This window comes from Bradyrhizobium sp. BLXBL-03, assembly GCF_051853015.1.
Lineage (GTDB): Bacteria > Pseudomonadota > Alphaproteobacteria > Rhizobiales > Xanthobacteraceae > Bradyrhizobium > Bradyrhizobium manausense.
The window spans coordinates 3,630,495-3,656,411 of sequence record NZ_CP182470.1 but is presented as its reverse complement, the minus strand read 5'-3'; the positions used below and the strand labels follow the sequence as shown (position 1 = coordinate 3,656,411).

24 protein-coding genes, 2 tRNA genes and 1 pseudogene are annotated in these 25,917 nt (G+C 61.5%); 7 read left to right on the top strand and 20 right to left on the bottom strand.

The annotated features are described in order from the left end of the window. The first annotated feature begins 43 nt into the window (after positions 1-43). Positions 44-1,075: an LLM class flavin-dependent oxidoreductase gene (locus ACNJX9_RS17475; RefSeq protein ID WP_439409718.1), complete on the top strand. Its 1,032-nt coding sequence runs from the start codon at positions 44-46 to the stop codon at positions 1,073-1,075. A gap of 32 nt (positions 1,076-1,107) precedes the next feature. On the opposite strand, the gene ACNJX9_RS17470 is transcribed toward ACNJX9_RS17475, so the two are convergent. The 5 genes from ACNJX9_RS17470 to ACNJX9_RS17450 all read right to left on the bottom strand — a co-directional run bounded on the left by ACNJX9_RS17470 (position 1,108) and on the right by ACNJX9_RS17450 (position 7,478). Next, positions 1,108-2,280 carry a hypothetical protein gene (locus tag ACNJX9_RS17470; protein WP_439409717.1) on the bottom strand — a complete coding sequence of 391 codons (1,173 nt, stop codon included), beginning with the start codon at positions 2,278-2,280 and terminating at the stop codon, positions 1,108-1,110. A gap of 51 nt (positions 2,281-2,331) precedes the next feature. After that, positions 2,332-4,416: a hypothetical protein gene (locus ACNJX9_RS17465; protein ID WP_439409716.1), complete on the bottom strand. Its 2,085-nt coding sequence runs from the start codon at positions 4,414-4,416 to the stop codon at positions 2,332-2,334. A 61-nt stretch (positions 4,417-4,477) separates the two neighbouring features. Next, positions 4,478-5,062 carry a hypothetical protein gene (locus tag ACNJX9_RS17460; protein WP_439409715.1) on the bottom strand — a complete coding sequence of 195 codons (585 nt, stop codon included), beginning with the start codon at positions 5,060-5,062 and terminating at the stop codon, positions 4,478-4,480. Positions 5,063-5,078: 16 nt separating this feature from the next. Then, on the bottom strand, positions 5,079-6,521 hold the full coding sequence (locus tag ACNJX9_RS17455; RefSeq protein WP_439409714.1) for a hypothetical protein: 1,443 nt from the start codon (positions 6,519-6,521) through the stop codon (positions 5,079-5,081). Between the two features lie 78 nt (positions 6,522-6,599). Continuing rightward, entirely contained in the window at positions 6,600-7,478 is an 879-nt protein-coding gene (locus tag ACNJX9_RS17450) for a hypothetical protein (protein WP_439409713.1), read from the bottom strand. Between the two features lie 260 nt (positions 7,479-7,738). Between ACNJX9_RS17450 and ACNJX9_RS17445 the strand changes: the two are divergent. Further along, positions 7,739-7,867: pseudogene (locus ACNJX9_RS17445) on the top strand (LLM class flavin-dependent oxidoreductase); the annotation flags it as partial. A 165-nt stretch (positions 7,868-8,032) separates the two neighbouring features. Here ACNJX9_RS17445 and ACNJX9_RS17440 read toward each other — a convergent pair. Further along, positions 8,033-8,118, bottom strand: a tRNA-Tyr gene (locus tag ACNJX9_RS17440). Between the two features lie 207 nt (positions 8,119-8,325). Between ACNJX9_RS17440 and rlmB the strand changes: the two genes are divergently transcribed. After that, positions 8,326-9,156: a 23S rRNA (guanosine(2251)-2'-O)-methyltransferase RlmB gene (rlmB, locus tag ACNJX9_RS17435; RefSeq protein ID WP_439409712.1), complete on the top strand. Its 831-nt coding sequence runs from the start codon at positions 8,326-8,328 to the stop codon at positions 9,154-9,156. A gap of 291 nt (positions 9,157-9,447) precedes the next feature. On the opposite strand, the gene ACNJX9_RS17430 is transcribed toward rlmB, so the two are convergent. Both ACNJX9_RS17430 and ACNJX9_RS17425 read right to left on the bottom strand, forming a co-directional pair. After that, positions 9,448-9,954: a hypothetical protein gene (locus tag ACNJX9_RS17430; RefSeq protein ID WP_439409711.1), complete on the bottom strand. Its 507-nt coding sequence runs from the start codon at positions 9,952-9,954 to the stop codon at positions 9,448-9,450. 45 nt (positions 9,955-9,999) lie between these two features. Next, positions 10,000-10,485: a hypothetical protein gene (locus ACNJX9_RS17425; RefSeq protein ID WP_439409710.1), complete on the bottom strand. Its 486-nt coding sequence runs from the start codon at positions 10,483-10,485 to the stop codon at positions 10,000-10,002. A 271-nt stretch (positions 10,486-10,756) separates the two neighbouring features. Between ACNJX9_RS17425 and ACNJX9_RS17420 the strand changes: the two genes are divergently transcribed. Together ACNJX9_RS17420 and ACNJX9_RS17415 are read left to right on the top strand one after the other, a co-directional pair. Further along, positions 10,757-11,179: a hypothetical protein gene (locus ACNJX9_RS17420; RefSeq protein ID WP_057745833.1), complete on the top strand. Its 423-nt coding sequence runs from the start codon at positions 10,757-10,759 to the stop codon at positions 11,177-11,179. 160 nt (positions 11,180-11,339) lie between these two features. Further along, positions 11,340-11,414, top strand: a tRNA-Thr gene (locus ACNJX9_RS17415). Between the two features lie 331 nt (positions 11,415-11,745). Here the strand turns inward: ACNJX9_RS17415 and ACNJX9_RS17410 are convergent. The 5 genes from ACNJX9_RS17410 to ACNJX9_RS17390 all read right to left on the bottom strand — a co-directional run bounded on the left by ACNJX9_RS17410 (position 11,746) and on the right by ACNJX9_RS17390 (position 17,890). Next, positions 11,746-12,930, bottom strand: a complete 1,185-nt coding sequence (locus ACNJX9_RS17410) for an ABC transporter substrate-binding protein (protein ID WP_439409709.1) — start codon at positions 12,928-12,930, stop codon at positions 11,746-11,748. Positions 12,931-13,039: 109 nt separating this feature from the next. Next, a complete protein-coding gene (locus ACNJX9_RS17405) occupies positions 13,040-13,738 on the bottom strand; it encodes an ABC transporter ATP-binding protein (protein ID WP_439409708.1) in 699 nt (232 codons plus the stop codon). Further along, complete coding sequence (locus tag ACNJX9_RS17400) at positions 13,735-15,576, bottom strand: branched-chain amino acid ABC transporter ATP-binding protein/permease (RefSeq protein ID WP_439409707.1); 1,842 nt, start codon at positions 15,574-15,576, stop codon at positions 13,735-13,737. Before ACNJX9_RS17400 ends, ACNJX9_RS17405 begins: the two co-directional genes overlap by 4 nt. 11 nt (positions 15,577-15,587) lie before the next feature. Then, positions 15,588-16,463 (bottom strand): branched-chain amino acid ABC transporter permease, encoded by an 876-nt coding sequence (locus ACNJX9_RS17395; protein WP_439409706.1) that lies wholly within the window; start codon positions 16,461-16,463, stop codon positions 15,588-15,590. A gap of 95 nt (positions 16,464-16,558) precedes the next feature. After that, the gene (locus ACNJX9_RS17390; protein ID WP_439409705.1) at positions 16,559-17,890 is read right to left on the bottom strand and encodes a substrate-binding protein; all 1,332 of its coding nucleotides are present in this window, start codon (positions 17,888-17,890) and stop codon (positions 16,559-16,561) included. A 254-nt stretch (positions 17,891-18,144) separates the two neighbouring features. Between ACNJX9_RS17390 and ACNJX9_RS17385 the strand changes: the two genes are divergently transcribed. Both ACNJX9_RS17385 and ACNJX9_RS17380 read left to right on the top strand, forming a co-directional pair. Further along, on the top strand, positions 18,145-18,717 hold the full coding sequence (locus tag ACNJX9_RS17385; protein WP_439409704.1) for a hypothetical protein: 573 nt from the start codon (positions 18,145-18,147) through the stop codon (positions 18,715-18,717). Positions 18,718-18,961: 244 nt separating this feature from the next. Then, positions 18,962-19,222, top strand: a complete 261-nt coding sequence (locus ACNJX9_RS17380) for a MarR family transcriptional regulator (protein ID WP_439410076.1) — start codon at positions 18,962-18,964, stop codon at positions 19,220-19,222. Positions 19,223-19,316: 94 nt separating this feature from the next. Here the strand turns inward: ACNJX9_RS17380 and ACNJX9_RS17375 are convergent, their stop codons facing one another. From ACNJX9_RS17375 to ACNJX9_RS17345, 7 genes are all read right to left on the bottom strand, one after another. Beyond that, positions 19,317-20,975, bottom strand: coding sequence for a peptidoglycan-binding protein (locus tag ACNJX9_RS17375; RefSeq protein ID WP_439409703.1), 1,659 nt, complete (start codon positions 20,973-20,975; stop codon positions 19,317-19,319). Positions 20,976-21,254: 279 nt separating this feature from the next. After that, on the bottom strand, positions 21,255-21,422 hold the full coding sequence (locus tag ACNJX9_RS17370; RefSeq protein WP_439409702.1) for a hypothetical protein: 168 nt from the start codon (positions 21,420-21,422) through the stop codon (positions 21,255-21,257). A 145-nt stretch (positions 21,423-21,567) separates the two neighbouring features. Next, positions 21,568-23,811, bottom strand: a complete 2,244-nt coding sequence (locus ACNJX9_RS17365; RefSeq protein WP_439409700.1) for an alpha,alpha-trehalose-phosphate synthase (UDP-forming) — start codon at positions 23,809-23,811, stop codon at positions 21,568-21,570. A gap of 475 nt (positions 23,812-24,286) precedes the next feature. Then, positions 24,287-24,562 carry a DUF5985 family protein gene (locus ACNJX9_RS17360; protein ID WP_439409698.1) on the bottom strand — a complete coding sequence of 92 codons (276 nt, stop codon included), beginning with the start codon at positions 24,560-24,562 and terminating at the stop codon, positions 24,287-24,289. Next, entirely contained in the window at positions 24,562-24,819 is a 258-nt protein-coding gene (locus ACNJX9_RS17355) for a DUF5985 family protein (RefSeq protein ID WP_439409697.1), read from the bottom strand. Before ACNJX9_RS17355 ends, ACNJX9_RS17360 begins: the two co-directional genes overlap by 1 nt. Before the next feature lie 2 nt (positions 24,820-24,821). Next, positions 24,822-25,196: a hypothetical protein gene (locus tag ACNJX9_RS17350; protein WP_439409695.1), complete on the bottom strand. Its 375-nt coding sequence runs from the start codon at positions 25,194-25,196 to the stop codon at positions 24,822-24,824. Between the two features lie 171 nt (positions 25,197-25,367). Beyond that, on the bottom strand, positions 25,368-25,880 hold the full coding sequence (locus tag ACNJX9_RS17345) for a PRC-barrel domain-containing protein (RefSeq protein WP_439410075.1): 513 nt from the start codon (positions 25,878-25,880) through the stop codon (positions 25,368-25,370). Positions 25,881-25,917: the final 37 nt, after the last annotated feature.

Sequence of the window (25,917 nt, the reverse complement as noted above, 5' to 3'; positions counted from 1 at the left end):
CCCGGCACTTAACTGTCCGGCATTCCCCGCAGAGACCTGATCGATGACCGCACCGCTCGAATTCGGACTGGATACCTTTGGCGACGTCACCAAGGATGCCGCCGGCAACATGCTCCCGCACGCGCAGGTCATCCGCAATCTCGTCGACGAGGCGGTGCTGGCCGACGAACTCGGCCTCGACTTCATCGGTCTCGGCGAGCACCACCGGTCTGACTTTGCGATCTCATCGCCCGAGACCGTGCTGGCCGCGATCGCCTCGCGCACCAGGCGCATCCATCTCGGCTCGGCCGTGACGGTGCTGAGCTCGGACGATCCCATCCGCGTGTTCCAGCGCTTTGCGACGCTCGATGCACTTTCGAGCGGACGCGCCGAGGTCATCCTCGGCCGCGGCTCGTTTACCGAATCCTTCCCACTGTTCGGCTTCGACCTGCGCAAATACGAGGAGCTGTTCGAGGAGAAGCTCGATCTGTTCGCGGCCCTGCTGTCGCAGCAGCCGGTGACATGGCAGGGCAAACTGCGCCCGCCGCTGAAGGACCAGCTGGTCTATCCACCGGTCGAGAACGGCCAGCTCAAAACCTGGATCGGCGTCGGCGGCAGTCCGAAATCGGTGGTGCGCGCCGCGCATTACGATCTGCCCCTGATGCTTGCCATCATCGGCGGCGATCCCGAGCGCTTCGCGCCCTATGTCGATCTCTATCACCGTGCCTTCAAGGAATTCGGCCGGCCTGCGCAGCAGATCGGCGTGCATTCACCCGGCTATGTCGCCGAAACCGACGAGCAGGCGCGCGAAGAGCTCTGGCTTGACTACAAGGCCATGCGCGACCGCATCGGCCGCGAGCGCGGCTGGCCGCCGATGTCTAGCGACGAGTTCGTCAGCGAGGCCGAGCACGGCTCGCTCTATGTCGGCTCACCGGAAACGGTGGCACGCAAGATCGCGAAGACGGCCAGGACGCTCGGCCTCGCGCGGTTTCAGTTGAAGTACTCGGCGGGACCTCTGCCGCACGAGAAGTTGATGCGAAGCATCGAGCTCTACGGGCGCAAGGTGGTCCCGATGGTCAGGGAGATGATGGGGTAGTCCTTTGCGATAGGTCACCCCGGACCACCGTATCACCCGAACCCGCCCATATCGATGACCGTGAGATAGGTATCGATGCTGGCCTTCGCCGCGGCGGCCAGCGACTCGAACTGGCCCACGACGGTCTGCTCGGTGGAAATGGGACCACTGAGCGCGACGGTCTGTGAGACGGTCGTTCCCGCCGGGGGACGCGTTGGCTTCAACGAGGCCGTGGCCCCTCCGAACACGTCGTTCCACCAACCGGAATCGGCTGGAGCCGGCACCTCAGGACCGACATCGAACAGTTGCTCCTTTGCTGCGGCGATCGCAGCGCTCTTGACGGGGTTGCTCAATTCGATCCAGGCTTTCAAGCTCGGATCCACGCTTCGGCTGTCGCCTTCGGTGATGTGAGTGACGACCGCACCATTGCCGAGGCCCGTGCTGTAAGCCGTATTCGGGATGGCCCCTGCTATCGCGCGCGAATCGCCCTGTGGCAGAGCAGACGCGAATGCGTCATGAAGCTTTGCCGCATCAAGAACGATCTCCACTGACAGCTCGGCTCCGCCTGTGCTGAATTGTTGGGTGAGCGTGTTGGTCACGACAAACGGTGGCGAGGATCCGTTCCTGAGATTGCCGACAATTTCCTCCGTAGCCGCCGCGTTGCAAGACACCAGAAAGGTGGTGCGCGCGTGCATTTCGATACTTCCGATCTGGCTGGGTTGAACGGTCAGGAAGGCCGAACCGGGCTCAGGCCGCGGGACCGTGCATGAGACGGTGTTGTGCAAAATGGGGACCATGCGCAGCTCTGGATCGGGGTCGGCGCTCTCGTGGTTGAAGAGCGCAGCAATCCTGTCGGGCGGCGGCACCTGACGATGCGACATGAGCTCCGCCAGAATCGAATTGAGCATGGCGTCACCGAGCGCGAAAGTGGTGCTGAAAGTGCATGATCCACCAACGAATTCGACCTGGGGAGCACCGGCAACGCTGCTGCGCTTGACCATGGCTCTCATGGAGAAGTCAGGGCGACCCGAGCCTGGTCGACTGGCCAGGAAGACCCTTGCAGGCTGAAAATAGGATATGGCGGCCAGGCCTGCGTCCCTCAGCTGAACATTGTTGGCGTCCGGATAGATCGGAACATCGAGCCTGGCACCACGGCCATCGTCGAGGCTGATCGCAACGAAGTCGGGACCGAAAATCGGGCCAGCCGGAAGAACGTCGTCCGTCATGATCTGCCTCCTTTAGAACGCCGGGTTCGGCGCAACTCAGTCCGAATCGCCTCACGCGATCGTATTGTTGGTGATGGTCAGGGTGGGCTCGTCGACGAAATCGTGGGTGACGGTGACGGTGCGTTGGCTGCTGGACGTGGTGATATCCAGCGTGACTGTCGTCTCGAGGCCGGTGATGGCGGAGCCGACAGGGATCAACACGTTGACGAAGTCTATCGTGTGCGAGGCAGTCAGGGTCAGCCGTGGCACAGGCAGAGCAGGCGCTTCGGCAAGGCTGAACGCCACGTCGATGGCAGTGATCCCGGCTGCGGCGAAGTTGATCGCAGCGTGAACAGTGAGGGGATGCTGGACCTGCTGCACGGTTTGAGTATTGAACGAGATGAACTCGAGCATCGCCTTCCTGGGAATCGGATCGGGCACGACGAGGGAGCGGACGACTGCGACGGAGGTGGCGCCAGTTGCGTCTGCGCTCAACGTGGTCGACTGGCCCGTCGCAAGGACCTTGTCGTTGAGTGCGGTGACACCAAGCTGGGGCAACAGCGCAAATCGCTGCAGGGTGAGATCGAACCGGCCCTTGTTGGTGACCACGGCAGTGGGCGGCGATCCAGGCATGATAACGGAGGTGAGATCGTCGGAGCCGGCAGTCTGGTGCAGGTTCAGCGTCGCCTGGGTCTGAACCGGCTGGTTGAAAAAATCGTCGAGACGGACGGCCATGTTCGCGAACAGGGGTGCCTCCCCGGCCGTTTCGAGTTCGGCCAGGAACAGACTGACATTCGTGAGTGCAGGTGTGGCCTGGTCATCGGCGATGTCGACCGAGACCCTGACGGTGTGCGGGGTGATTCCGTCGGCGAACGCTGCCGTCGCCGAGGGAAATCCATTGAGCATTGACGGATGGCGCGGGTCCAGTCCATCCGGCAAGGTCAACCGCAAGCCGCGCCCTGCGGCCTCGGGCGCACCCGGCAGCGCGGCCGCGAGCCTGGCCCAATCAATCGGGTCCACCACCGGAGCAACGGTGAAGGTGAAGTGGAAGCGGCTGCCGGTGAGATTGCTCGATGGATCGATGATGGAATCGCATTTGGCGGCAAGGCCCGTGGCTCCGTGCACGATACCGTAGTTCATCGGCAGCGCGACGACGGTGCCGCTGACCTGGCCAAGATAGAGCCGCCGAAGCGACGGATATTGCGCCTGGACATCTCCCAGCGAGGTGAGCTCGCGATATTCCGAGCGGACGGTGGCGAATTCGCTGAGATCGCCGGCGTCGATGATGGGCCGGGTGTGGCCGTCTCGCGTCGTGATCCTGAACCGTGCGCGATAGGCATCGGTCGCGAAGGACAGACCCAGCGGCAGTGACCGCGTTGGCGGGGATGGAGGATAGTTCGCCGTCACCGGAAAAAAATGATAGCCGCCGGGGAAGACATTGAGCTGCTCGATCACTGGCGAGGTTCCGTCGCCGAATGCCTGGAAGTGCCAGCCATGGAACAATGGGGTCGGATGCGGAAACCCGACGTCGGGAATGACGGCGAACACCGTTTGCCAGGCGCTGTAGTTCAAAGACAGTTCGAGTGTCGCGCCGCCGAGATCGGTCAGCCGCTCGTAGGCCGCCTCTACGGCGCCCTGTGACAGAGCAAATGTCGCCAGGTAAGTGCCGTCGGATTGAGGCGTCACGGCGCCTTGCATGGTCAGCGGGTGCACCGAGCCGTCCTGAGCCGTGACCGGCACCGACAGAGTCGCGGCGGGATGCGGGTCAGGCACGATCGTCACGCGCGCCGGGGCGTCCGGGCTCGTCAGCACATGCTTGACGTTGGCGGGAATTTCAGTCCGGAACGAAAGTGCCAGCGTCGCCTGATTGACCGGCTTGCCATCGGGGGTGACTTCGCCTGCTTGCTGAACCACATCAAAGCGAAACGCCGGGTCCGCGTCGACCAGCTTGAAATCCGGCAAGAACCAGCCTCTCTGCCTGTCCGCCGACAGCAGATTAGCCGGAAACACCTCGTCCAGCCGCGGCAGATCCATTGCTCCCGCCGGCAATTTTATGCCACCCGCATCAGCGAGGGCGGTGCCGTTGCGCCTTACGATCCATGGCGCCTGCCTTGCGGCCAGGAACATGTCGAAGGCTATGTTGATCTCTTCTTCCACGGCATCCTCCCAAGCTGACGACAGCGCAGGCATGACGCGCCATGCCCAGGGGCAGAGCCGGTCACGCGGGTGCGGTCTGGGCCGCTTTCACATAGGCCTCGATAAGGGCCTTCTTGTCAGCGGGCGCGCTCGGCAACGGCGTCTTCAGCTGCGGGAAGTACTTGATGTGTCCTTGTGGGATCGCCACCGAAACAGGCTCGGGCGTCGAGTAGATCACCGGGTCATCGGTGAAATTGGGACCATCGACCTCGACCGTCATCGTGTACGTAAATTTGGTCTCCTGGATGTATTTGTCCGAGAATACCTCCCAGATGGCGTTGGTCACATTCGCCTTCGTCACCACGATCTCCGGGTAGGTATCGTTGCCGATCTTCGGCGTGATCGTGACGCTGACGTTCGGCGGAAGCTTGAGCGGCGTAACCGCAAACCGGACGAACACATATCCGACTGCCGCAGCGGTGAGAATCGGTCCATGATCGGTGGTGAGCTCTTCGATCTCGGCTATGGCCGGATCGTGCGGGGCGATCGACGGGGAAAGGTTCACCCGGGGGTCAAGTCCATCGAAGACAAGTTTGCGACGCAGTTTGACTTGGTCCTTCGGCCAACCTTGCACCGGGTTGTCCAGACGCAGGAAAGAATAGTTCACGAAATCGCTGCTGTTCTCAGCCTTCCAAATCGCCGGCGAAACAGGCCCCCTTGGGAACGCTTTGTCCCTGCACATAGTGCTGGCCCTGGTTCAGCATCCGCAGATTGACTTGCCCATTCTCGACCGGACTGGAAAAGTCGGGGTAACCGGCTTCGAGCTCAACAGCGACGAGCGGGTCCCGCAGGTCGGTACCATCCGGCAGCTTTTCGCCAAAGTTCACCGCGCAGGTGCCGACCACCTGAACTTTCTTGAAGAATTCGCCGATATCAATGACGAACAGGTACTTGTTGAGGTTGGCGCGCACCGCCGGCAGCAGGTCGTTGAGGTCTCCCGTCACTGCGGTTTCGACCGAGATGGTCTCGTCGAGGATCAGCGTCTGTTGGAAATGCACACCACGTCGCTCATGATCAGACTTCAGTGACACCGCAGCACCGCCGAAGACTTCGCTGAACCAGCCGCGCCCCGACGTCGCGGCCTTGGAGTCGGCCTTGGACGGGTCCCAGTCGAAGATCTCCTGCTTGACCAGATCCATCGCGGTCTTCTTCATGGCGTCGACATTCTCGTTGACCCACTTCGCCGTGGAGGCATCGAGAACGGATCCGTTCTGGGTGATGTGCGTTGTCACACCTCCTGAGGTGATGCACGAGGACCAGGCCGCGCTGGCGGAAATTTCGTCGACGCCGAGGAAGCCGCCCGCCTGGACCGCGAAGGAGAACGAGTCATAGACCTTGTCGACGTCGACATTGACCTCGACCGTCACGGCGTTGACGTAGAACGCCTCCTTGAGGATGTTGGTGACGGTGAATGGCGGCGAGGCGCCCGCCTTGAGCGCTGAGGCGATCTCACCCGCGGCGAACAGATTGCAGGAGATGAGAAAAGTGCTTATGCCGTGTTGCTCGATGCTGCCCTTCTGGCTGTACTGAGCGGTCATCAGGATCTTGCCGCCGGTGACGCTGGGGTCTTGCACCGCGCACACCACGGTGCTGTTGGTGATGGGCACGATGCCCAGCCCGGGGTCGGGGTCACCCGATTGATGATTGAAGAAGCGACCCAACCGCGGGATCGGCGCGGGGTGCTCGCGGCTCTTCAGTTTGGCGATGACACCTTCGATCACGCTCGGCGGGATCGCGAACGTGGTGGAGAACGTGCAAAAGCCACCGCCTATCTCGGTTGAGGCGCCGGCGAGCTCTTCAGGAGTTATGTTGGCTTCCTCCGAACCGAGACCTTTGAAGAGAGTCATCTCGAAATCAAAGTCTTGCGGCGAGCTCTGCTTGCGCGCCAGGAAGACCTGGGCAGGCTGGAAGTAGTACTGGGTGGGCAACCCGGCTTGCCTCAGCTCGGGATTGTGCGCATCAGGATAGACCTGGACATCAAATCTCGTTCCTGTCTCATCGTTGACCGTGACCACAACGAAATCGGGGCCAAACAGCGGTCCGACGCCGGAAATAAAATCGGCCATATCAAGCTCCTATGAAATATGAGTAGGCGAAAACAAATGCGTGCGTGAAGGCTCGGTATTTACTGCACGGCAATCCGGTCAGGCGCCGGTCGGCTGCGGCCAGGATAGATTGGGATATGCGGCGAGCAGACCGGCGTTGCCGTCGTCACCCGATTGCCTGCACGCTGCTGCCCACAATTCGGTGACCGCGGTCGCGGGATCTCCGCTGCATTTGGCAATCAGCAGCGTCACCCGGTTGCGAAGGGCGATCCCGCTCTGCCCGTCGGCGAGCTGGTCCTGGGCCTGCTTGCGGGCGTCATCCCACCACTGCTTGTCCAACGCGTCCTGGTCGGCACCCTGGAGGCTGCCGGAAAAATTCGGCTCCGGAGGGACTCCCATGGCCATCGCGTCATAGGCCACGGTGTAGCACCATGACCGCATGGCCGCTCCGCGCTCTTCCGTCTGGAGGGCTTTGATCACCGCGAGCAGCATCTTCACCGGCTGGATGAACCAGCTGGTTGGCGACAGTTCGCCCTTGAGCGCCTCGCCGAAAGCGGATGCAAGCTCGAACAGCGCGCCATACTGCTTGTCGACCACGGCGGCGACCCCGAACGCGCGCAGGATGCCCTTGGCTGCTGCCAGGTCGCGGATTGCACTCACCCCCTCGAGGACTTCGCTGAGCTCTTCGACTGTCGTCGGCGGTGGTGTGGGAGGATCATCGGATGAGCCGGACAGCGGCGCTCCCGTAGTAACGTCCAGCGGATTGCCATTAACGTCGTTGAGGGTCATGGTTCCGTCGGTCTCGATATTGAGAACCGCGAAGTCAGGGAAAGTGACCATTGCCCTTCCGTCGGATTCGTCGACGCGGACGGTACCGTCAGGCCAGGATGTCGTGACCGAACCGTCGTCGTTCTGAACGATAGATGCGCCGTCGCCATCGACGGGGCTAATGTGGGCGAGCTGCTCTCTGGTTGGCATGACTGATCACCTTTCTCGTATCGTCACTCCGCATGTTGACCGTCCGGAATGTTAGGAGCGCCGGACATCAATGCGTGTCGGCTAGCTCACACATGGCCCACTATTTCCAGTGTAATGAATGTCGGGCTGCAGCCAGTGATCAACATGCGGGCAGACCGCAATGATCGCTACCTTAGGTAAGCGCTAGAAAATCATCGAGGCGATCGCCGTCTCTGCCGGGAGTGGATCGAGAGTCTGCTGCGCGACAGCACCACAAGCCGGCCAAGACATTCGGCCTTGCGCGGTTTCAATTGAAATACTCGGCGGGACCGCTGCCGCACGAGAAGCTGATGAAGAGTATCGCGCTTTACGCGCGGAAGGTGATGCCGATGCTCAGGGAGATGATGGGGTGGCGGAAAGTTCGTCTTCGCTTACGCTCACCAGAGACTCTTCTTCGCGAACGCGTGGCCCGAACCCGACTCTTGTCCTGATCCGACGCCAAGGCTTCGGAGGGCATCCTGCTTCGCGCAGTGGAAGGCTGCAAATCCTGCGTAGCGCGTTAGCGCGAAGCAGGATGGTGGGGGAGGCAGGACTCGAACCTGCGAAGCCATGAGGCGGCTGATTTACAGTCAGCTCCCTTTGCCACTCGGGACACTCCCCCGCTCGACGGCAGCACAATCGGGCCGGACCTTGCCGGCGGACCGAAAACGGCCATGGAACGTGAAGGCCGCGACAGCCCGGATGGGGGCGCGACCGGGCGCGTTTATGGGCGAAGCTGTGGGGCAAAGTCAACCGAGGCGAACAGCTAAAATCGCCCTTGGAGCCACCCAAATTGCCATATTCCGGCACCCGTGACACAAGCGAGCCCATGAAGGACAAAAAATTTGCTCCGAGGGGGCCCCGCGGCGGGGCTAAACCCTTCAACAGAACAGGAAAATCGGCTGGCCGGCCGGCCTGGCGCGAACGCGATTCGCACCCCGACGGCCCCGTCATCCTCTATGGCTGGCACACCGTCACCATGGCCCTCGCCAACCCGCAGCGGCGGATCCGCAAGCTGACGCTGACCGAGAACGCCGCGCGGCGCCTGGCCGATGAAAACATCGCGAGCCCGGTCACGCCCGAGATCGTCCGTCCCCAGGAGATCGACCGCCTGCTCTCGCCCGACGCCGTGCATCAGGGGCTGCTCGCCGCGGCCGATCCCCTGCCCTCGCCCGACATCGAGACCCTGAAGCAGGAAGGCATGGTGCTGGTGCTCGACCAGATCACCGATCCGCACAATGTCGGCGCCATCCTGCGCTCGGCCGCGGCGTTCGCGGTGAAGGCGATCGTGACCACCGCCCGTCACAGTCCGGAAGCAACCGGCGTGCTGGCCAAGGCCGCCTCCGGCGCGCTGGAGCTGGTGCCCATGGTAACAGTGCAAAACCTCGCGCGTGCGCTGACCGCTCTGAACGAGCGCGGCTTCCAGACCGTTGGCCTCGACAGCGAGGGCAGCGAGGATCTCTCGGACGTGGCATTGCGCGAGCCGCTCGCCCTGGTGCTCGGCGCCGAAGGCAAGGGCCTCAGGCAATTGACGCGCGAGACCTGCAGCGTGGTGGCGCGGCTCGACATGCCCGGGGAGATCAAGAGCCTCAACGTCTCGAATGCCGCGGTGCTCTCGCTCTATGTCGGTGCTGTCAGGCTTGGCTTGATGAAGCGCTAGGCGCACATTCCGACGATGCCATAATACACCTGTTTTGCCCGACGGATCAACAGCATTTCGTTTTTTCTTAAGATTCGTAGCCCGGATGGAGCGCAGCGCAATCCGGGACCGTCGCACCAGAATCCCGGATTTCGCTGCGCTCCATCCGGGCTACGCTCGAATGATTTTTACTGGCGCGTAACCCATTGATCGCGCTGTCCGCGGCTACTGTGCATGGGGTTGTTTTGGAGACAAGGCAAAGCGCCCGTCCGCTGAGCGAACGGGCGCTTCTTTGGCTCAGCCGATCAGAGATCAGTAATAGCGCCGCAGCACGCGATGGCCGCCATAGTACGGCTGATAGCGATGGGCGTAGCCATAGCGCGGACCATAGCCGTAATGCGGACGCGGCAGATAGCCGTAGCGCGGGCCGTAGCCGTAGCGATACGGACGGTAGTACGGGCGGCGATAGGGATAGGCAGCCGGCGCTTCGACGGCAGCCGCGCGATAGCCATAGCCGTAGCCATAATTGGCGGGGGCGACGACCGCGTCTTCCTGGTAGGTCGGATACGGCGCGAAGGCGCCCGGACCGGTGTAGGTCGGACCCTGGTTGACGTAGTAGTACTGCGAGGTCGGCTGGGCGAGGCGCTCATAGCCATAACCGTAAGCAGCGCCGTAGCCATAACCACCGCAACCGGTGTTGCAGCCGGAATAGACCGGCGCAATTGGCTGGCACGGGCTGAAGCCGCAGGCCATGGCGGGCGCAGCGCCCGCAAACATCACGGCAGCCGCCGCGACCAGTCCCGAAATCATCTGACGCATTACTCTCTCCTGTTGATGTCCGTCTTGTTGGATTCCGACGTTTCTTTAGCCCGGCGGCCTGCCGGGCATTCCTGTGCGCGGCCGGGGCCGTGGTGGTCGCGGATAGTCGTTGATCTCGGGCGCCAGGATCACCGGCGGCGGGTTGACCGGCACATCCATTTGCGGCGGCAGCGGCGCGGACGATGCGCCCCAGCTCTGGTGGTAGCTGTCCGCCGGCTTCGGCAATTTGCGGTTCGCCGGCGGCTCGACCTCGAGGCGGCCGTAGCCGGGCTGCAAGCCCAGGCTCGGATAATAATGGCCGACATCGGAGGGCTGCCGTTCCGGGACGTACACCCCGCCATAGATCGTGGGCTGCACCTGGACGTTCTTGCCAAGGCCCCAGACGCCTTCGACCACGGCGTAGGACGCATCGATGTTGTTGATGATGATGGGCACGCCGGGACGGCCCGGCACGACGAGATCGAAGCCGCCGCCGGCAAAGGCCGTCGCGGGCAGTCCGATCAGAAAGATTGCGAGCGCAGATGCGCGCATGGAAGAGCCCCGGTTATCCGGCCCGCAAACTATCCGATCGCGACGCAGAGAGGGTTAAGGCCAGTTGAGCAAATTCAGGTAAGCCTAACGCGTAAGGATCTCGCGCTGCTCAAATGCTGCGACGCGCACTAGCGAAGTGTTAACGGCGGCAGACCTTGTTCCATTCACTCACGTGCGTTTGACCGACGTTTGCGGAAAATCAGCCTGCTGCTTCGGAACGACCGCTGCGGCACGACATTTAGCTCCCCGTCAATTCGAAGGGAGACAACTAATGACGATCACGAAACTCCTCGGCGCGACGGCGATTGCAGCAACCATGGTGACCGGCTCCGCGATGGCGCAATCGGTCGTCACCAATCCCGAGCGCTGCTCGGTGCAATCCACCGATCCCTCCTGCCAGAATCTCGGACGCCACGGATATCGCCATCACCGGGTGAGCTACCGACAGAGCAATGGCGACTGGAACAGGACTCACACCGGCTTCTGGCCGACCGACGTTGCGGGCGATGTCGCGGGCGCCGCGATCGGGACCGCCGGCGCGATTGCAACAGCCCCGTTCCGCGCCATGGACAACAGTTACGCCTACGACAATCGCGGTTGGGACACCCGCACCTATGCCCAGCGCAACGGGTTCGTCTGCACGCCCGGCACCTGGTTCAAGGGTGACGACGGCCGCCGGCATATCTGCCAGTAAGCCAAGCCGTTCAGGCAGCGGACAGGCGGCCCAGAGCCGCCTGTTTCGTGCCCGCGGGATCGCGCTCGGTTCTGGCACTTTCCGATCAAGTCTGGTATTGCGACGCGCGGGCGCGCAGCCCGGCGCATGCCGGCCCTCCGCCTGCCTTTCTCGAGGCGTCGCCGGCTTAGCTCAGCGGTAGAGCAGCGGTTTTGTAAACCGAAGGTCGGGGGTTCAATCCCCTCAGCCGGCACCAGTGTTTACAATGGCTTAGCTCCAAAATGTAGCCCGACTGGTTTCCTTTCTTCCCGAAACGGGACCCTCAGGGCTACAAGGGGCTACATTGGAGGCGACCACTGGACCAATACCACCGTTCTCGTGCACTCGACGATGGGCTTGGATCGGCAGCAAGCCTGCTCCGCCAACCCGTGTCCGACAGAGCGTCCTCGATCTGAAGCTGGCCGCTCTGATTGCGTCTCTGGAAACGCCTATGCTCAAGGTGCTCCGGGAAAGCAGTTCGCAAGAGATTGGCGCATCGTGGATGCTCACGTTTGAGCAAGCATCTTTTCAAGTCGACCGTGTGGCTATCAGTGCGTAACCAAGGGGCAAGCTGATTCGGACAACTTCCCGAAGGCCTCTTCGCCCGACATAGTCTGGACCAGCTTGTAATAATCCCAGGGCTGTTTGGACTCCTCGGGCTTCTTTACTTGCATGATATACATCTCGTGCTCCATCAGGCCATCGGCGCGGATCTTGCCGTTGCCGGTGAACACGTCATCAATCTTCATCTTCTTGAGCTCGGCCATCACCTTCTCTGAATTGGTCGAGCCGGCGGCTTTGACGGCTTTGAGGTAGGTCATAGTCGCCGAATAATAGCCCGCCTGATTCATTGTCGGCTCACGCTTGGTCTTTTCATAATAGCGCTTGGCGAAGGTGCGGGTCTTGTCGTTGAGATCCCAATACCAGGCAGTAGTGAGATAGAGGCCGTGTGCAGTCTTGAGGCCGAGGCTGTGAATGTCGCTGATGAAGGCGAGCAATGCGGCAGGCTTCATCGTCTTGGCGATGCCGAACTCGTCGGCAGCCTTGATCGAATTGGTGAAATCGTTGCCGGCATTGGCGAGTCCAAGCACCTGTGCGCCGGCATTTTGCGCCTGGAGCAGATAGCTCGAAAAATCCGATGTGGAGAGCGGAACGCGCACGGCGCCGATCACCTTGCCGCCATTGGCCTCGACTACTTTCGAGGCGGAGTCCTGCAACTGGGTGCCGAAGGCGTAGTCGGCCGTGAGAAAGAACCAGGTCTTGCCGCCCTGTTTCACCATGGTCTTGGCGGTACCGTTGCCGAGGGCCGTCGTGTCGTAGACGTAATGCACGGTATAGGGTGTGCAGTCCTTGCCGGTCAGTGACGCGCCGGCCGCGCCGATGGCAATGAAAGGAATCTTCTTTTCCACGGCGACATTGTTCATCGCCAGGCTGACTCCCGTGTTCGATCCGCCGAGAATCATCGTAACGCCGTCGCGATCCGCCCATTCACGGAACTTTTGGGCACCGACGTCGGGCTTGTTCTGGTGATCGGACACCATGAACTCGATCTTGTTGCCGAGCACGCTGCCGCCGAAATCATCAATTGCCATCTTCGCAGCCTCGACGCCACCGGGGCCGATCACGTCCGCATAGAGTCCCGACATGTCGTCGATATCGCCGATCACGACCTTGTTTTCTGCAGCGTGTGCTGCCGTCGTCGCTGCCACGCACGCAGCGAGCAACCAGGTCATTGTCCTTGTCGCGATGTAATTCATTATATGGTTCCTTTCATCTTGGACATTTGTCCGACGTTGCGTCAGCTCTAGACAGCGTCTGGTCCAGCACCGCCGATGGGAGCAACTAGACGCCTAAGTAGCGCTGCAGCAGCTCAGGCTGGGCCTTGAGCTCCTGCGCCGGGCCCTCGTGCACGATATGGCCGTTGTTGATGATGTAGATCCTGCTCGCCAGCGCCAGTGTCGCCGCCAGGTTCTGCTCGACCAGCACGATGGTCTGGCCGGCGGCCGCGAGCTCGCGGCAGGCCTTGACGAGATCGTGGACGATGACGGGGGCGAGACCCTCAAATGGCTCGTCCAGCAGCACGATCTTGGGATCGCGGACCAACGCCCGCGCGATCGCCAGCATCTGCTGTTCGCCGCCGGAGAGCTCGGTGCCGCGGTTGCTGCGCCGCTCCTTCAGCCGCGGAAACATCTCGTAAATGCGGCCGAGCGGCCAGCGTTTTGGCGCGGTGATGCCGGCAAGCAAGATGTTCTCCTCCACCGACAGGCTGCCGAAGATGCGGCGCTCCTCGTGCACGAGCTGCATGCCGGCTTGCGCGATCTTGTGGCTCCGGCGGCCGGCGATATCGGTGCCGTCGAACTTCACGGTGCCGCTACGCGGCGTTACAACGCCCATCAGGCTCTTCAGTGTCGTGCTCTTGCCGGCGCCGTTGCGGCCGAGCAGCGCCACGACCTCGTGACGTTCGACGCGCATGGTCACGTCGAACAGGATGTGGGAATCCCCGTAATAGCTGTTCAGGCCATTGACCTCGATCAGGCTCATGCGGCCATCTCTCCGTGCACGCCGCCGAGATAGGCTTCCTGCACTGCGGCGTTTGTCCTGATTTCCTCGGGCGTGCCGGAGACGAGCACGCGGCCCTCCTGCAGCACTGTCACCCGCTCGACCAGCTCGAACAGCGAATCCATGTCGTGGTCGATGATGATCATGGTTCGGCCGCGCGCTATCGATTTGAGCAGCTTGACCGTCTCGACGCGCTCGCGCGGGCTCATGCCGGCGAGCGGCTCGTCGAGCAGCAAGAGGCGCGGAGACGTCGCCAGCGCGAGCCCGATCTCCAGCCTGCGCTTTTCGCCATAGGCGAGCTCGGAGACGGGCGTGTCGGCGCGGCGGGTCATATTGACCAGCGCGAGCGTGTGCTCCACCTGCTCCGTCAGGCCCTTGACGCCGCCGAGCGTGCGGAACAGATCGAGCCGGAATTTTCCGCGCAGCTCGGCGAGGGCTGCGATCGTCAGGTTCTGCCGCACGGTCAGCCCGGTGAAGAGCTGGTTGACCTGGTAGCTCTTGGTGAGCCCGAGCTGGCAGACGTCGGTGACTTTCAATCCCGTGATGTCACGCCCCTCGAACACGATTTGCCCTAACGTCGGCGCGATTTCGCAGGTCAGCATCTTGAAGAAGGTCGATTTGCCCGCGCCATTGGGACCGATGATGCCGCGCAGCTCGCCCTGATTCACGCTGAAATCGATGTCACTGTTGGCGACGAGGCCGCCATAGCGCTTGGTGAGTCCGGTGGCTTTCAGGATAGGGCCGGAATAGGCGGGATGCTCGACCTCCTTGGCCCGCATCGGCGCGGGCGGAGCTTGCAGTGGCCTCTCGACCTCAGCCTCCTCCGTCTCCGGGGCCCTCCGCGCCCGCTTGCCCGAGACGAGGCCGTAGAAATCGACAAGACCGCCGATGATGCCGCCGCGCAGGAAGCAGACCAGCAGCACGAACACGACGCCGAGCACGAGCTTCCAGGCCGCGCCGAGACCCAGCGCAGACTGCAGGAAATCCTGCAGGAACAGCCAGACGGTTGCGCCGACCAGCGGGCCGAACAACGTGCCCCTTCCGCCGATCGCCGTCTGCATGACGAGCTGGCCGGAGGTGTCGAACGTGAAAGCGTCGGGTGGCATGAAGGCCTGGAGCACGCCAAGCAGGCCGCCGGCGAAGCCCGCATAGGCTGCGGCGATCACGAAGGCCGTCAGCTTGTAGCCGTGGATGTTGTGGCCGACCGCGGTGGCGCGCAGCGGATTGTCCCTGATGGCGCTGAAGATGGCACCGACCGGCGAGCGCACGATCCTGAGCGCAATGACAATGCCGACGAAATAGCACAGCGCGATGAACTGATAGAGCGACCAGCCGTCGGTGAAATGGATGGTGGTGAAGCCGAGATTGAAGCTCGGCATCGGCACGCCCGGCAGACCGTTCTCGCCGCCGGTGAAATCGGAGAGAGGATTGAACTCGACGAAGAAGAACACTTCCGCGATGGCCACCGTGATCATGGCGAAGTAGATGCCGGTGCGGCGGAGCGCAATCAGGCCGATCAGATAACCTGTCGCCGCCGCCGCGATCATGCCGATGATCAGCGCGCCCAGCACGTTGCCGAAGCCGGCGCGGGTCAAGAGGTAAGCGGCGACGAAGCCACCGGTGCCGTAAAAGGCGGACTGGCCGAACGACAACAGGCCGGTGAAGCCGAACAGGATGTCGAAGCCGAGGCCGAAAAGGCCCCAGACCAGGATCCGGTTCACCGTGTTCGGTGCGAAGCCGAAATGAGGCAGCACGAAGGGAGCCACGATCAGGCCGATGGCCGTCAGTGTCTCTATCAGGAACGGGCGTTGCTTGAGCATCAGCGGATCACTTATTCGCGGCCCTGCACGCCGAGCAGGCCATGCGGTCGCACCACGAGCACGAGCGTCATCGCCGCAAACAGCATCACATAGGCATAGCCGGGGTTGAACATGGAGGTGACGCTGATGATCTCGCCGGCGATCAGGCCACCGAGAATCGCGCCGGGGAACGAGCCGACCCCGCCGATCACCACCACCACGAAGGTCTGGACCAGGATGTCGTCACCGATGCCAGGGGTCAGCGACACCACCGGCGCATTGACGATGCCGGCAAAGCCCGCCGCCATCGCGCCGATGCCGAACACGATCATGAAGACGCGGTAGACGTTGATACCGAGCGAGTCGACCATCACCGAATCCTCGATGCCGGCGCGCACGATCATGCCGAGCCGGGTGCGGTAGAGAATGATGAACAGCGCGCCGAGCGCGACCGCGACGATGCCGACCACGGCGAGGCGGTAGGTCGGATAAAACATGAAGCCGAGATTGGTGATGCCCTGGAATAGCGCCGGCGGCGGCACGATCTGCGACTGGCTCGAAAAGATCAGGCGCACGAGCTCGACGAAACAGATGCCGAGCCCGAACGTCACCAGCAGCTGGTCCTCATGTGGGCGGTGATAGAAGTGCCTGATAATGACGCGCTCCATCAGGACGCCGAGCAGCATCACGAACAGCGAGCCCGCGACGACCGCGAGGATGAACGATTCCGTGTACTGGTAGGTGACGAAGCCGGCATAGCCGCCGATCATGAACATCGCGCCATGCGCGAGGTTGAGCACGCCGAGCGTGCCGTAGATGATGGTCAAACCGGAGCTGATCAGCGCGAGCAGGGCGCCGAGCGCCAGCCCGTTGAAAAGCTGCGAAACGAGATTGGGCCAACTGATCATGCATTAATCGCTGTCGTGACGCGGCGTCGCGTCAAAAAAAGGCGACGCCGCAGGTCCGGAGGGCGGCCTACGGCGTCACAGGGGTTAGTTCGGGATCAGGTGTAGTCGCCGAGATGGCAGCCGAAGGCATCCGGCTTCTGCATCAGGCCTTCACCCGGGACGATCTCGACGACGTCGTACCAGTCTTCCTTGTTCTTCATGTCCTTCTGCTGCTTGCCCTTGACGATGATGACGGGACGGACGCACTGATGATCCTCGGGGCGGTAATGCACGTCGCCGACCAGCGAGGGAATGGTCTCGCCCTTCTCATAGGCCTTGATCACATCCGGCGGATCGAAGCTGCCGGCTTCCTCGCACATGCGGGCCCAGTGCGCGAAGCTGACATAGGCGTTCTCGGCGCCCCATTCCGGTTTGTAACCGTACTTCTTCTCGAAGGCCTCGTTGAACATCTTGGCTAGCGGGAACTTGTCTTCGATCGTCCACCAATAATCGGTCGCGGCATAGACGCCCTGCATCAGGCCGCCGGTCTCGCGTGCGATGAAGGGCACCTGGTAGGGCACAACCAGCTTCATCTTGTCGAGCACGCCGAATTGCTTGGCCTGCTGGGTCGACAGCACCGCGTCGTGGCCCCAATTGACGTTGATCAGTACGTCGGCGCCGGAATTGGCGACATTGAGCAGATAGGACGAGTAGTCGGGCGCGCCGAGCGGCGCAACCTGGTTGGTCGCGGTGGTCCAGCCGGCCCCCGCCAGGAAATCCTGCATCGACTTCGTCACGGTGTGGCCATAGGTGTAGTCGGGCGTCAGGTACGCAGCCTTCTTGCCCTTGCCGAACTCCTTCACCATCACCGGTCCGATCGCGGCAGCCGCGGTCTGGCCGAAGAAATTCTGGCGGAAGCCGTAGCGAACGCAATCCTTGCCGGTGGTGTCGTTCGAGCCGGAGATACCGCAGACGAAGATCACGTGCTCGCGCTGGGCGAGCTTGTTGAGCGCGACCGCGACGGCGCTCGAAGTGCCACCGGTGATCATGATCGCCTTGTTCTCGCTGATGAAGCGCTGCTGTGCCTGAACGGCCTCGTTCGGCTTGGCCGCGGAATCCGCAACGCCGAACTTCAGTTCCTTGCCGAGCACGCCCTTGCTGGTCTTGGGTGAGATCTTCTTAATCAGCTCGTGTCCTTCATTGATGTGCTCGATCGCGAGCTGATAGCCCTTGAGCTCGTCCTCACCCTGCACGGCATAGGTGCCGGTGCGCGGCACCGAAATTCCTATAAAGGCGGTGGAACCCGAGACACCGGCGGGATAGGTGCCGATCGGTTTATCCTCGGCAAAGGCCGGCATCGCCGGCAGCATCGAGCCGCCAATGAGACCGGCCGTGGTCTGGAGCAGGCTACGGCGCGAGAGGCCGCGACGGATGATATCGTCAGTCATGATCATTTCCTCCGAATGTCGTTCCTGCTTGCTGGCAAGACACGATTTGTCCGGCTGGAACCGACCCTGAGGGGCCGTCCGCGCCGGGCACGTCACGTCCGCGTGTAGCTCTTGGACATAACCATTGCTCGTGAAGCCCCTCTGTCAATTTGTCTTTGGTCGAACGAAAAGAATTATCGCGTGAAAACATCTCGGAACACGATATATATTAGTCTTTGTGAGTAGACTGCTTGGCGGAATCAGCGAGGCAAACGATGCGGCAGACGACGGCAAGCGTTCGAAAGAAACGATCTTGGTCGCAGCAGACGGAGCGTCAGGAGCCTTCGTCTGCCGGGGAAGCAGTCGACCAGCGTACGCTGACGCAGTCCGGTCAGGCCTCCCGCGAGCCTTGCAAATGGCTGGCCAGCGAACGGAGACCGGCCCTTGGCTCAGTTCAGGTCAAGCACACGCCGACGCCCATGAAGCGATTGAGTGTGCGTGCTCAGAATGTGCTCAAGGAACTCGCCGTCGAGCTCACCGGTGAACAGCAGCCGAAAGGGAATTGGTCGCCGTCGCGCGAATTGCTGCTCGCGCTGACGGCTGAGCGCCTCGCGACTGCCCGCAATTGCGGCCCCCACACTCTGCGGGAGATCGTCGACTGGGCCCAGGGCTGCGGTGTGACGATCAAGCCGGTGATCCAGCCGGGCGGGTCGCTGTCGCAGATGTGGGGCGAACTGATCGCCAACGCCTCGGCCGGCGCATTGACCAGTGCCGAGATCGTCGGCGCGCTCGAGCGGTCGATCCGGGCAAGAGTGTCCGCATTCCGATCGCCTTTCAGGTCGTTCTAGTTAAAATCCTGCTGTCCAGTATCGAATAGACTGCCAATAGCTGTGCATCGCTCGAGGAACTGCCTGACAAACCACCAAGCAATACTTTAGACTAATCCCGTCTTGCGGGCGGCGGTTGGAACGTCATGGGATGGTTCGCCTGAAGAAGGCGCAGCGGGTCGAAAAAACGCCGCGCACTCGGCGGGCGGCTCGCCGCGCCATGCGAGAGTCCGACTACGTGGCGCTGGCCCAGTTCCGATTTTAAATTCGGAGCTTTCTCGCGTTCAGCGAAGCAGCCGCCGCGCGGCAAGGACTAACCCCGACGCAGCATCAGGCACTCCTCGGCATCAAAGGGTTTGTTCCTGCAGGGCCGGCGACGGTGGGGGACGTCGCACGGTTTCTCCTGATCCGACATCACTCAGCTGTCGAGTTGATCAATCGGCTGGCCAAGCTTCGACTGATTAGCCTTGTTGCGGACCCCGAGGATGCTCGACGCGTGCACATCAAGCTGACCACGAAAAGGTGAACAGAAGCTTCGGGCATTGTCGCAAAAGAACCTTGAGGAGCTTCGTCGCGCGAGGGGCCCAGCCGAAGCAAGACCCCTTGCGCGCGGTCGCCGCCTATTTCTTGCTCGAACCCGAATCTGTCGACGCGCCCGCCGGCGTACTACGGTTCGCAGACGCCTGATTAGCTTCCGACGAGCTTCCACTCTGCGACGGCTGATTAGCCTGACCAATCGTATTCGACTGATTAGGTGGTTTCTGTCCCGTCGTTGAAGACGGCCGGTTCTGCGCCTGGCCGGAATTCTGGCTGGACGCCTGCCCGGCCATATTCTTCTGGTTCGACGGCAGCGTCGTTGGTGCGGTGCCGGCGTTTTGCTGGTTGGACGGTTGACCCGCTTGGCCTTGAGCGGAGCCGGTCCCGGATTGTCCCTGAGCGGCGGCGGCTTGGCTGCCTGCGGGTTGCTGGGTCTCAGCCGAGTTCTGGGCATTGGCCGACGAGGATTGTGACTGGATCCTTTCGGTTGCCTGCTGGCTCAACCGGCTGGAGACGCCAAGCGACGATACCGTGCGCATATCGATGTTGCCCGTCACCGCGATCCCTTGCTGCCGCTGATAGACGGTGACTGCCTCGCGCGTCTCCGGGCCCCAAATGCCGTCCGCCTCGCCATGCAGAATGCCACGGTCGATCAACACGCGTTGGATGACGCGAATGTCGTCGGCCGGCAGATCGACGACCGCTGCAGTGCTGCTGCCGCTGCTCGCGCCGCCACCATGGTTGGCACCGCCGGCGAAGTGGGCATTAGGACCGACCGGCACCACGTCGACGATGCGACGATCACGGTCGACAATCACGACCTCGTCTTCCACGACGAAGAAGCTATCGTTGCGATATGCGGGGAAAACATCGATCAGCGCCGGATAAGTCGAGACCGAGGCGACCGTCACGCTGGAAGGGACGGCGATGCCGGTGCGAACCTGGAAATTGATCGCGTTCGCATTGACGTGCGGAGCCTTGCTGGTCTGCAGGACCGACTGTTGCAGCGTCGTGCGCTGCTCCGCCGTCACCTGCTTGCCACTCTGGGTCTGGGTGCTTGCCGTGGCCTGATGGACCTGACCCTGCGCGTCAGTGCCGCCCTGTGCCGCGTCCTGGCTGCCCGAGCTCGAATTCTGCTCCTGTGCAGTTTGGCCGGGTCCGCTCTGCTGGTTGTTTGTCTTGTTATCAGCCTTAGCGTCGCTCTTGCCCTTCTCCTGCGTACGGCCGTCCGCTCGCTGCTCGCTGTCACGGTTGGACTTGGTCTGACCGGCTGCTTGATCCTTCTCCTCTTGGCCGTGTTGCTGGACACGGTCCTTACTACTATCGCGCTCCTCCGTGCTGGCTGCATGCTCCTTGCTGGAGTCCCCTGAGTGGCGCCTATTTTCGCGGTCAGCCGTCTGCCCGTTGCCGCTCTCCCGCGAGCCTTCGGCGCGGCCACGCTCATGCGAGCCGGATTGTTGGCTCTGCGCGCGACTGGCCTCGCTGCTTCCTGCGGAGGGGGCTTCGGCCCGCCCAGTCTCGCGAGATTCTGATCCTCGGCCTTGTGTCATTTCCTCGTGGTGGGAAGCGCCTTCCCGACCGGAAGCGCCGCTGCCCGTCCCACCGGCATGGCCATCCGACATTCCTTTTTCAACCGTTCCGCTCCCCGCCGCTCCTCCGCTCACGCCCTGCGCAGAGGCAAGGCCTATGCTGGCGAGCACTATCGCTGTCGTGGCCAAAAACCTGCTCTTCATTCCTTTCATAGTGCAAATCCTCCTCTCGGTTGTTCGCTCGTTCCAATTGGATGAGGCGGACATATCGACGCCGCTCTGCAATGCGGATGTCCGCCGCTGAGCAACCGGCCGAGGAGGGGATCGTTCCTGGTAGCTAGGACCTTGGCTAGCTTCCCGAAAGTCCGCCGAAATTGATCCTCGGGCGCTTCGCTACACGCAAGACAGCGCATGCCAGACAATGGCAACATGATTGTTAGGTACGAAAACGGCAGAAGACTCCGGGACGCCGCTCGGCAAGCGATCGACGGCCTATCCTGTGAGCAAACCCGACATCAAAGCGGCCGCGCCAAGACCGAGAAACGAAAGGATGACCGGCGGATAGAGGACCACCGCTGCTTCGAAACGTAGAAATTTCGGCTGTTCACCCGCGCGGTTTGGGCGTCCGATCAGGATCAAGACGGCAGCAGCTGCGATCATGACAGTTCCGATAACGACATTGATGCCCGTCTTGCTTTCCCTGCCCCGTCGCCAGGTGTTCGTGAACCATAACGTGCACGCTGGCTGCTTGCCGTGGAAAGAAGGACGGTGCGCTATGGTACCGTGTTTCTTCGAAAGATTGAGTTCAGGGAACAGGGCAAATCAGTTCAGCGTCCAGTCGGGCCTTGGCAGCTAGACCAAGAACACGCTCGCGGGTCCGACTTCTCGCCGCGTCAACCAGCATTGTTCCTGCCCAGCGATACACGTTATGCTCCTTGACTTGCTGCCGCATGAGCTTCATTCGCTCGGCCTGTTCCTGGACCGGCATCATCAGTGCGACTTCAATCGCCGACGCCATTTCTTCCGTGTCATAGGGATTGACGATGATCGCTTCGGACAATTCTCGCGACGCGCCAGTGAAGCTTGACAAGATGAGGACCCCGGCATTGTCCTCTCGCGAGCTGACGAATTCCTTCGCAACGAGGTTCATCCCGTCGTGCAGGCTGCTGACGACGCAGACATCGGCTGCTCTGAACAAGCGAAAGACGTCCGAAGGCTCGTAATGCCGCGCGATCAGGTGAATCACGGGTCGGCGACCGGGATGCCGCTGATTTATCTCGGCGGCCAGCGCCTCTGCTTCGGCTTGGAGCTTCGAATATGAAGTAAGTTTGCTGCGCGTCGGCGCGGCGACCTGAACGAATGCAAGCCGGTCTCTCCAGGCCGGATTTCGCGACAGGAGCGCATCCACGGCACGCATGCGGTCAAGAATGCCCTTGGTGTAATCGAAACGTTCGACGCCGACGATGAGCCGGGTGCCTTCCTCGAGCCCGAACTGCGCGACGACACTGGATCGGCATTCCGATGGAGCAGGCAGCTTCTCCAGCTCTCTCGGCGGCCATTCGATCGAGATTGGATAGGCGCGGATCCCAGTCTCGTGTCCCCCAAGAGTGACCGCCTGCACCTCGCGATCGATCCTACTTTCCACGAAGCGATCGACACCCTCGATGAAATTGTTGCAGTGGAACTGAGTATGGAATCCGATAATCGTGCTGCCGAGCATTCCCTCGATGATCTCCCGCTTCCATGGACATATGCCGAAGGTCTCTGCATTCGGCCAGGGAATGTGCCAGAACGTGATGATCGTCGCCTTCGGCAAGCGCTCGCGGATCATTCTCGGAACGAGCGCGAAGTGATAATCCTGGACCAGCACGACGGGGTCCTCGGAACGCGCCTCCCCGACGACGGCATCGGCAAAGCGTTGGTTGATCTGACGGTACATCTGCCAATCGCTCAGCCTGAATGTCGGCCGCACAAACACGATGTGGCACAACGGCCAGAGCCCTTCATTGGCGAAACCGTAATAGTAGCCGTCCTGCTCTTCCTCGGAGATCCATATCCGTCGAAGCGTATAAGCAGGGGCAGCCTCGGGCACGCGGATTCTATCGTTCTCGTCGACGGCCTCCCGATCGCCGCTGCCGCTGCCGTGGGCGATCCACGTGCCGCCGCAGGCCCGCATGATCGGCTCCAGCGCCGAAACCAAGCCGCTTGCCGGCCGCTGCACCACCCTCCCCGTTTCCGACGCGTTGTGGATGTAGGGCTCCCGATTGGAAACGACGAGAACCTCGGCCCCCGGCAAGATGCCTTTCAGCACCTCTTGAAGCGACTTTGGCGTCCACTCAACTTGGTTCGTATGCGGGACGTGATCGGCATGGCGCAACAGCTTGTGAATTTCGCGATCAATCGACGAGCCTCTCAGCTCCAGCGCCCCTCCTCTAGCACCTTGACGCACCTCATCGACCGCGCGTCGAAGGGCGTCCATCCACCCTCGCATCATCAGAACGGCGAAGATGATCGTGCCGACGGTCAGAACCAGAACGACGCTGGCAAGCGCAGCGAGGAGATATGCCAGCACTTGGCTGGATCGTGCGGCCGCGAAGCTGAGATCGGTCAGGATGACGAGATAGGACCGGCCCCGGCTGCTTTGGACCGGGAAGGCAGCGACGAGGATCCGCCGCCCGCCGCTGCTTATGCTCGCGAAACTTTCGCTATCGGACTTGGCAGACTTCTCGCAGGAAAAGTTCGCCGGCATTTCCGGCGTCGGCGCGATCAACGATCCTGCCGGATCGCAAAACCCGACCGCGAGAATCTTCTTGTCGAGGGCCACCCGCTTAAAGAGATCCGCGAGGCGATCCCAGGCCCGGTCTTCCACGTCACGGCTAAGCAACGGCCCGATGGCGTTGAAAACCAGCCTGGATCTGGCCTCGACATCGCTGCGCGACCACTGCTGTACGATTCCACCGGTAAAGGGGGATATACCGAATGCCACGATCGCGGCTACCGCCAAGCCGAAGATGCCATAGCGGAAGAACTGCTTATACGATATGGGCATCGCTCCGACTTTACCCCAGCCGCTCCCGGAAAATTGCTCAGGCCTCACATCGAGCGCAGCTGTCGGGGCACATCAGAGTTGCCTTATCTGCTAGATGACATTGTATGGCCGGCCGCCAAACCGGCCTGGTCGTTAACGGGGCTCGACAACCTGCTTGCCCGGCGTGATGCCACCGCGCTCTGCGTTGCAGCTAAGACAAATCGTGCGCGCCACCTGCGCCCCCCGGACGGCCAGTCGTTCATGCCTGTGTGGCGTCCTTTCCTCGCAAGACAGGCAGTACGCCTGCGGAAATGCGTTCTGTCCCGATTGGTTAGATGTGCTGATCATGAAATCCCCCCACCGCATTATCTTGCCACGGCCACCATTGATCAATCGGGAGACAAGGCAGATCGGCGTCAAATGGTACGGAACTGTACCAACTAGTTCGACGCCACGCCAATCTCGAGCTGCGGCCGCCCGGCATGAGATGCACGTCTCATTCTCGCTTCTTCGGCAACGCGTTCTTCCCAGCGATGGAAAGTGCAATGAGGGTGAACGTGATCAGCCGCGGGATAAAGTATATGGGCTCGCTCGCATTCGTCACTTGCACCACCGCCAAGACGAACCTCGCAACGGCATCGATCGCAAAAGCTGCGGCGAAGAACAGGAAAAGGAGGTCCGCGGTCTTACGCCAGAACTTCAGAAAATATATGCTCGCCAGAAGCGACGCGAAGGCCGTCGCTCCCGATAAAACTGGATTCAGATGGTCCATCACTCTGCCTCCCACACCATGCCGATCAGCAAGACGGTCATCGCGAAAAGCCCTATCGATAGACGCAAGGTGGAAAGATCGATCTGAGGAAATACGATCTTGTCGATCCACAGAGCAGCATTTTCCAGGGTCAGGCCCGCGAAGCAGATCGCACTCCATAGCAGCAGTTTCGACCTGCTACCGACATATGCCCGAACAAGCAGCCAAGCACAGAAGCCGCTCGTGATTGCGCAAAGACTGTAAATCACCGCGGCCATCGCTAGTCCTTTCGAATCCTGAAGGCGTCGGAGAACTCCTGGATGCGACGCGGCTTGCCGTGAATGATGTTGGTGATTCGGATCAGGTGGCGCGAATATGCCCTCGCCAGGCGATCCACCACGGGCCGCAATTCGCTTTGGGGGGCAAACGTGTAGATCTCTCCGTCGCTGCGCAGAAAACCGTCCCGCTTGAGGGACGCCAAAGCATTGGCCATCTCCGCCTTGCCTGCGTAAAGGCGCGCAGCAAGAGTTTCCATCTCCCAACTCTCATTGGGCCATTTATGGAGAAACAAGAGAGCTTCCAGCTGCGCCACAGAGTGGATGTAGCGGCGCACCAGCTCCGTTACGTCTTCCGACAGCTCTTCATCAAGCATCATCGACCTCAGCCAGCGCCGTGCAAGCTGATCGATTCAAACTGGAAGTTCAAGACTGCATTCGTATCAACGCAAACGAACTAGATCACACTCTCGAGGACAGCCGAAAAGGCGGCGCCCTCCTCGATGGCACCGCCTCACCAGCCAGCGATAAAAGTGCGACCGTGATCGATCTCAGTACTTGAATTCTGGCATCTTCTTCAGTTGGTCCTTGTCGGCATTCAGCACCACGTGATCGGGATACCAGTTGCCATTGCGATTTGCCGACGTCGACGCGCTTCCCGTCGTCACCGAGCCTGCGTTTCCGGTCTTGCCGGCAGCATCGTTCGACGCCGTATTCACCGGTTCTTTCGAGAATTTCAGCTGATCGAAGGCTACGGCAACATTGTGCTCGCCCATTCCAAGAAAGCCGCCCACCCCGATCACCACTTCGGCAACCCGACCGCTGGAATCCAGGATCAGATCGTTGATGTCGCCGATCTTCTCATTGCTGTTGTTGTAGACGTTCACGCCGACGAGTTTCGATGCACGCCATTCGCCTTGCTTGTGCATTGACGCAGTCGAAGCGGTCGTCGACTGCAAATTGGGTGCTGTAGCAGTCGTACCATTCTGGGCGGCCTGCGCCATGGCCGGTGCGGCCAGCAGCATCGCTGATGCAATAATGCAGAGCATTTTTTTCACAACGATTTCTCCTTCTGTTGTCGGATCATCGTCAACTCGTGTC